Source organism: Pseudoalteromonas sp. P1-13-1a (assembly GCF_001401875.1).
In the GTDB taxonomy this organism is placed as follows: domain Bacteria; phylum Pseudomonadota; class Gammaproteobacteria; order Enterobacterales; family Alteromonadaceae; genus Pseudoalteromonas.
Window position 1 is genome coordinate 22,211 of sequence record NZ_LKDV01000044.1, and the last position, 6,854, is coordinate 29,064.

Sequence of the window (6,854 nt, forward strand, 5' to 3'; positions counted from 1 at the left end):
TTAGTACTTCAGTATTTTATAAAATTTAACACCTGTGTTAAATATGGATGAATTATGTTTTTAGATTTGCTTTTCACTTTTTTTATTGCTTTTGCAATTTTATTTTTAATGCGCAAAGTCGCACGTAAAGTAGGTCTTGTTGATAAGCCTTCTGGACGTAAGTTGCATTCAGGGAATATTCCATTGGTGGGCGGAATATCTATATGTATTACTATTATTAATTACATATATTCGCATCCCGGAATGATTAACCATGCTAATTTATATATGCTTTGTATATGTGGTTTAACTGCAGTAGGCGCTTTAGATGATCGCTTTGATTTAAGCGTAAAAATACGTATGTTAGTTCAAGCGTTAATATCAATTGCTATGATTTATTTTGCGAATGCTGAAATGCATAGCTTGGGTAATCTTTTCGGTTTTGGCGTTATAGAATTAGGATTGTTTGGTAGCCTAGTTACAGTATTGGCAGTTATAGGCTGTATAAATGCGTTTAATATGGTTGATGGTATAGATGGATTGCTTGGTGGTTTGTCTATAGTTACTTTTGCAAGTGTAGGTTTGTTATTGTTATTTGTTGGTGAGCAAAGCTTAAGTTATTTATGCCTGCTATTAGTGGTTTGTATGGTGCCTTATATTTTAATGAACTTAGGTTTAGTTGGCCATAAACGTAAAGTATTTATGGGTGATGCGGGTAGTATGATGATTGGTTTTACCGTTATTTGGTTGCTAATTGGTGCGAGCCAAACCGAAGGCAACCCGATGATTCGCCCTGTTACAGCATTGTGGCTTATTGCCGTGCCGTTAATGGATATGGTGTCAATAATGATACGCAGAATTAAACAGGGAAAATCGCCTTTTAAACCCGACCGCGATCATTTGCACCATATTTGTCAGCGCTTTGGTTTATCGTCATTACAAACATTAGGTTTAATCTGCTTTATTGCCTCACTGTTTGCAAGTATAGGTATAGTAGGTGAAGTGCTTTTAGTGCCAGAATATATTATGTTTTATGGGTTTATTACTGTTTTTATAGGTTACTTAATAATATTGGTAAATCACTGTAAAGTAATTAATTTTTGTAGACGCATACTAAACCTGCCAGAAAAAGATATCAGTAATTAAGTTACGCTGAACCTTCAATTTTAGAGTTCTATTTTATAGCCATATATAGAACTTTAGCTCATTAAAATAAAACTTAAAGCGTGAGTTTTTTCTCGCGCTTTTTGCTTTTTAACGGTTATTTTAAAACTAAATATTTATAAATTAATAAGGGTTAATCATGCCACGTAAGTATTTTGGTACCGATGGTGTAAGAGGTAAAGTAGGCACATTTCCTATCACACCTGATTTTGCAATGAAACTTGGTTGGGCTGCAGGCACCGTTTTAGCCTCAAGCGGGACTAAAGAAATTTTAATTGGTAAAGACACACGCAACAGTGGCTATATGTTTGAGTCGGCCATGGAGGCTGGCCTTTCGGCCGCAGGCGTAAATGTTGCTTTTGTTGGCCCTATGCCCACACCTGCAGTTGCCTATTTGGCATCAACATTTAGGGCCGATGCCGGCGTTGTAATTAGTGCCTCACACAACCCGTATTATGACAACGGGATTAAATTTTTTAATAATTTTGGTACTAAGCTTAATGACGAGCAGGAGCTTGAAATTGAAGCCTTACTTGAACAAGCATTAAAAAATGATGCTATGCAGTGTGTAAGCTCTGAGCGCTTAGGTAAAGCAAGGCGTATTAACGATGCCGCCGGCCGCTACATTGAGTTTTGCAAAGGCATATTTGCAAAAGACTTAACCCTTGAAGGCTTAAAAATTGTTGTAGATAGCGCAAATGGCGCAGCGTATCACATTGCCCCTAATGTATATGCTGAGTTAGGTGCTGAGGTTATTAGCATTAATGACAAACCCGATGGTTTAAATATTAATGAGCAATGCGGTGCTACCCATTTAGATAGTTTACAAACGGCCGTAGTAGCTAATAACGCAGACCTTGGTATTGCACTAGATGGCGATGCCGACAGACTAATGCTTGTTGATAATGCGGGCAACGTGGTTGATGGCGACCAAATTTTATATATTCTTGCAAAAGCGGCAAAGCTACAAGGTAAAATGAGTGGTGGTGTGGTAGGTACGCTTATGTCTAACCTGGGTTTAGAGCTTGCGTTAAAAGACATGAATATACCATTTAAGCGCGCAAAAGTAGGCGACCGTTATGTGGTAGAGCAACTAAAGCATACCGGCTGGAAATTAGGCGGAGAAGGCTCTGGCCATATTTTACACTTAGACTATGCAACCACGGGTGACGGTATTGTTGCATCACTTTTAGTGTTAACTGCGCTTATACAGCAAAAGCAATCATTAAAAGACTACGTAGCCGGTATGCAAAAACTGCCGCAAGTACTTTTAAATGTGCGTTTAACACAAAATAATGCGGACGAAATACTCAATACTGACTCTGTAAAGCAAGCTGTAACCGAGGCAGAAACGCGATTGGCAGACTCTGGCCGCGTTTTACTGCGTAAGTCGGGTACTGAACCACTTATTCGCGTAATGGTTGAATCGACAGATTCGGTAGTCTCACAGGCGCAAGCCGAGCATATAGCCGTAGCTATTAGAGCTTTACTATAAAAAGCTCATTTTTATGAGCTTGTATATAACTAATTTTTGATTGCGCGACTTTTGTCGCGCACAATTTCACCTTTCACCTTTAGGTCGGTATTATCGAGTTGTTACGAGAAGCTCAATATCTAATAGATGATATAAGGTAACTCTGATAAAATTATGCATATTAATTACCAATGCAAATATTAAAGGAATAGCATGAAAATTGCCGTGGTAGGTACAGGCTATGTCGGCCTTTCTAACGCTATGCTCTTATCGCAACATAACGAAGTGGTTGCACTTGATATTGACGAGCAAAAAATTGCACTTTTAAACGATAAAAAATCGCCTATTGTTGATGCAGAGATCAGTGAGTTTTTAACGCGTGACGATTTAAACTTTACAGCCACTACCAATAAAGTAGCCGCTTATAAAGATGCTGATTACGTAATTATAGCCACGCCAACAGACTACGACGTTGAAACAAACTACTTTAATACCAGCTCTGTTGAAGCGGTAATTAAAGACACTATGGCGCATAACCCTACTGCGGTTATGGTGATTAAGTCGACTATTCCGGTTGGCTTTACGGCTGATATTAAAAAGCAACTTAACGCCGATAATTTAATATTTTCTCCTGAGTTTTTACGTGAAGGCAAAGCGCTTTACGATAACTTACACCCGTCACGTATTGTTGTGGGTGAGCAAAGTGAGCGTGCAACTGTATTTGCTAATTTACTTAAGCAAGGTGCAATTAAACAAGACGTTGAAGTGTTATTTACTGACTCAACAGAGGCTGAAGCGATTAAGCTGTTTTCTAACACTTACCTTGCCATGCGTGTAGCGTACTTTAACGAGCTTGATAGCTACGCAGAAGCGCACGGTTTAAACAGCAAGCAAATTATTCAAGGTGTAGGCCTAGACCCACGTATTGGTAACCATTACAACAACCCGTCGTTTGGGTATGGTGGTTACTGTTTACCAAAAGATACCAAGCAGCTACGTGCTAATTACCAAAATGTACCAAACAACATTATTGGTGCGATTGTAGATGCAAACACCACCCGTAAAGATTTTATTGCCGATTCAATATTAAAGCGCAACCCAAAAGTAGTGGGTGTGTACCGCTTAGTAATGAAGAGTGGTTCTGATAATTTTAGAGCGTCTTCTATTCAAGGTATTATGAAACGCATAAAGGCCAAAGGTATTGAAGTGGTTGTGTATGAGCCCGTGCTTAAAGAGAGTGAGTTTTATAACTCACGCGTTATAAAAGACTTAAATGAGTTTAAGCAGATATCTGATGTAGTGGTTTCTAACCGTATGGTAGAAGAGCTGAGCGACATTGCAGATAAAGTGTATACACGCGATTTATTTGGTAGTGATTGATTAAAATAATAGCTGTTAGCTGTTAGCTGTTAGCTGATAGCTTCCCCCCATTCAGCCCCCATCTACATTTAACCTGCTAAGTTAAAAATAATTAATTTATAAATAAAGGATTACCCATGAAAGCTGTTATTCCTGTTGCTGGCCTTGGCACGCGTATGTTGCCTATGACCAAAGCAATTCCTAAAGAAATGTTACCAATTGTAGATAAACCACTTATTCAATACATAGTAAGTGAGTGTGTAGCTGCAGGTGTTAAAGACATTGTACTGGTAACACATAGTTCTAAAAACGCCATAGAAAACCATTTTGATACCAGCTACGAGCTTGAAGCAACGCTTGAAAAACGCGTTAAGCGTGCACTACTTGAAGAAATACGCTCTATTTGCCCTACCGATGTAACTATAATGAGTGTGCGCCAAGGTGAGGCAAAGGGCTTAGGCCATGCTATTTTGTGTGCAAAGCCAATTGTGGGTGACGACGATTTTATAGTATTACTGCCAGATGTAATACTTGATGCTTACACAGCCGATCAAAAAACTGAAAACTTAGCAGCGATGATCAAACGCTTTAACGAGACCAAAGCAAGTCAAATTATGCTTGAGCCGGTAGCACAAGAAGATGTAAGTAAATACGGTATTGCTGATATAAACGGCGTGCAATTAACGCCAGGCAACAGTGCAGCAATTAAAACCATGGTTGAAAAACCAGAGGCAGATAAAGCCCCATCAAACCTTGCTGTAGTAGGGCGTTATGTACTAAGCAAAAACATTTGGCCACTGCTTGCTAAAACACCAGTAGGTGCTGGTGGTGAAATACAACTAACCGACTCTATTGATGCGCTAATGACCCAAGAAACGGTTGAAGCATTCCATATGAGTGGGCGCTCGCATGATTGTGGTGACAAGTTAGGCTACTTAAAAGCAATTGTTGAATACGGCATGCGCGATGCTAAGTTAGGTGAAGACTTTGGCCAATATTTAACAACGTTGGTAAATGATGAACCTGCTTCTCAATCTGAAAATGTTGTAAATTTATAGAGTTTTTAAGCTTATATTATTTAAAGCGCGGCTATATGCCGCGCTTTTTTATGGGTGTATGTATTTGAGCTGACGACGGTTGCTATGCTTTGCGTGAGCAAGCTTCACGCTTAGGGTTATGGTTTTTGTAGACGCGCAGCTTGCTGGCGTTTAAAAGCAGCGCTTTTACAATGGTTATTACATTTAACACCATGAGAAGCTTCGCATTACCCCTAGGCAAGCTCTACGCCATATACAAAGTAATGCGTTTATTGTAAACACAGTGCTTTAATAATTTATTCTGGCTAACCGCTAACCGCTAACCGCTAACCGCTAACCGCTAACCGCTAACCGCTATTTTTCTTGCATAAAGTTGTTTTTTTGTTAACCTACTTGCCTTTATTTTGGCTTGTTGAGGTGTATATGGCGTTGTTATCTCGCTCGATATTGGCGTTGTGTTTAGCGCTATCAAGTTCGAGTATACTCGCTCAAACTCAGTGCGATGTAGAGCTGAGTCATGGCTTAATAATTACCGACGACGTTATACGTATTCTTGATAAAGGCCAAACCCGCGTGCAAATTAATAATAATAACCAGCTATTTATTCGTGGTTATTGGGTTGATTTAAGCACAGAAGAAAGCAAAGTACTTGAGCAATTTAGTAATGGTATTCGCCATACGGTACCGGAGCTTGTTAACTTAGCCACCGATGGGGTTAACTTAGGTTTAAGCGCCATTGAGCACGTGGTTGAGGGGATGTCTGATAAAGAGCCAGAGGTACTAAAAACCCAGCTCCAGTACGTAGAGCGGGCGCTTATGGATAAATTTAAGCGCGGCGATGACTTCTTTTTTATCGCGCCACAGTCTCTCTCGCAAATTGATGACTTTTTCACTAAAGAAATTAGCCAACAAATACATTCTGCCGTACATGGCTCGTTAGGCGCTATTTTAATGTCGCTTGGTGATGCATTTAAATCACGCGAAGGTAATATTGAAGACCGCATTAACGACATGGGCCAACGTATGAATATTATCTCTAAAGAAATAGATAAATCACTACAAAAAAAGGCCCAGCAACTTGAGCTTAAAGCCTCTGAGTATTGCGAATGTTTAAACGCACTTGATGTGACCGAATCGCGCTTGCAGGCGATAGTGCCTGGCATGGCTGACTTTGATTTAGTGCAGATAAAATCGTAAGGAAAGTGAGGGGTTATAAGCTATAAGCTGTTAGTTATTAGCTATCAGCTATCAGCTATCAGCTATCAGCTATCAGTTATCAGCTATCAGCTATCAGCTATTAGTTATTAGCTATCAGTTATCAGTTATCAGCTATCAGTCTTAGGCTTTAATTGCGTTTAGGGTGTCTATTTCTTCAAATACTTCTAAGCTAAAAGTAAATAGCTAGGATTAAGTCGATGAACTTTGAAAACTTAGAAGTTTGGAAACGTTCAGCCCGTTTAAGTGCTGATATATATAAAATCACGAGCTCGATAAAAGATTATGGGTTTAGAGATCAATTAACACGCTCTGGTTTGTCTGTTCCTAGTAATATAGCCGAGGGGATGACCAGAGACAGCAATAAAGAAAAAGTTAGATTTTTAGATATTGCTCGCTCATCAATAGCTGAAGCAAGAACGCAAATTTATATTGGAATAGATATTTGTTATATAGATAAATCCGTTGGTCGAAAGTGGCTTGATGAAACCGTAGCGCTTTCAAAAATGTTGACTAGTTTAATCGCAACATTAAAAATGACCGCTGACCGCTGACCGCTGACCGCTGACCGCTGACCGCTGACCGCTGACCGCTGACCGCTGACCGCTGACCGCTGACCGCTGACC

General features: G+C 39.6%; 6 protein-coding genes. All 6 read left to right on the top strand.

Annotated elements, in window-relative coordinates:
- Positions 1–54: 54 nt before the first annotated feature.
- The 6 genes from wecA (at position 55) to AN391_RS18520 (ending at position 6,782) form a co-directional block, all read left to right on the top strand.
- Positions 55–1,125 (top strand): UDP-N-acetylglucosamine--undecaprenyl-phosphate N-acetylglucosaminephosphotransferase, encoded by a 1,071-nt coding sequence (gene wecA / locus AN391_RS18495; protein WP_055016751.1) that lies wholly within the window; start codon positions 55–57, stop codon positions 1,123–1,125.
- Between the two features lie 157 nt (positions 1,126–1,282).
- The gene (gene glmM / locus AN391_RS18500; RefSeq protein ID WP_055016752.1) at positions 1,283–2,638 is read left to right on the top strand and encodes a phosphoglucosamine mutase; all 1,356 of its coding nucleotides are present in this window, start codon (positions 1,283–1,285) and stop codon (positions 2,636–2,638) included.
- Between the two features lie 192 nt (positions 2,639–2,830).
- Complete coding sequence (locus AN391_RS18505; protein WP_055016753.1) at positions 2,831–3,997, top strand: nucleotide sugar dehydrogenase; 1,167 nt, start codon at positions 2,831–2,833, stop codon at positions 3,995–3,997.
- A gap of 116 nt (positions 3,998–4,113) precedes the next feature.
- On the top strand, positions 4,114–5,034 hold the full coding sequence (galU, locus tag AN391_RS18510; protein WP_055016754.1) for a UTP--glucose-1-phosphate uridylyltransferase GalU: 921 nt from the start codon (positions 4,114–4,116) through the stop codon (positions 5,032–5,034).
- Positions 5,035–5,436: 402 nt separating this feature from the next.
- Complete coding sequence (locus AN391_RS18515; protein WP_055016755.1) at positions 5,437–6,210, top strand: YggN family protein; 774 nt, start codon at positions 5,437–5,439, stop codon at positions 6,208–6,210.
- Positions 6,211–6,428: 218 nt separating this feature from the next.
- Positions 6,429–6,782, top strand: coding sequence for a four helix bundle protein (locus tag AN391_RS18520; protein WP_055016756.1), 354 nt, complete (start codon positions 6,429–6,431; stop codon positions 6,780–6,782).
- Positions 6,783–6,854 lie beyond the last annotated feature (72 nt).

What these genes read in the sequence shown, in the direction of transcription:
- wecA (WP_055016751.1), top strand. Translation starts at nt 55, where the DNA reads ATGTTTTTAGATTTGCTTTTCACTTTTTTTATTGCTTTTGCAATTTTA.
- glmM (WP_055016752.1), top strand. Translation starts at nt 1,283, where the DNA reads ATGCCACGTAAGTATTTTGGTACCGATGGTGTAAGAGGTAAAGTAGGC.
- AN391_RS18505 (WP_055016753.1), top strand. Translation starts at nt 2,831, where the DNA reads ATGAAAATTGCCGTGGTAGGTACAGGCTATGTCGGCCTTTCTAACGCT.
- galU (WP_055016754.1), top strand. Translation starts at nt 4,114, where the DNA reads ATGAAAGCTGTTATTCCTGTTGCTGGCCTTGGCACGCGTATGTTGCCT.
- AN391_RS18515 (WP_055016755.1), top strand. Translation starts at nt 5,437, where the DNA reads ATGGCGTTGTTATCTCGCTCGATATTGGCGTTGTGTTTAGCGCTATCA.
- AN391_RS18520 (WP_055016756.1), top strand. Translation starts at nt 6,429, where the DNA reads ATGAACTTTGAAAACTTAGAAGTTTGGAAACGTTCAGCCCGTTTAAGT.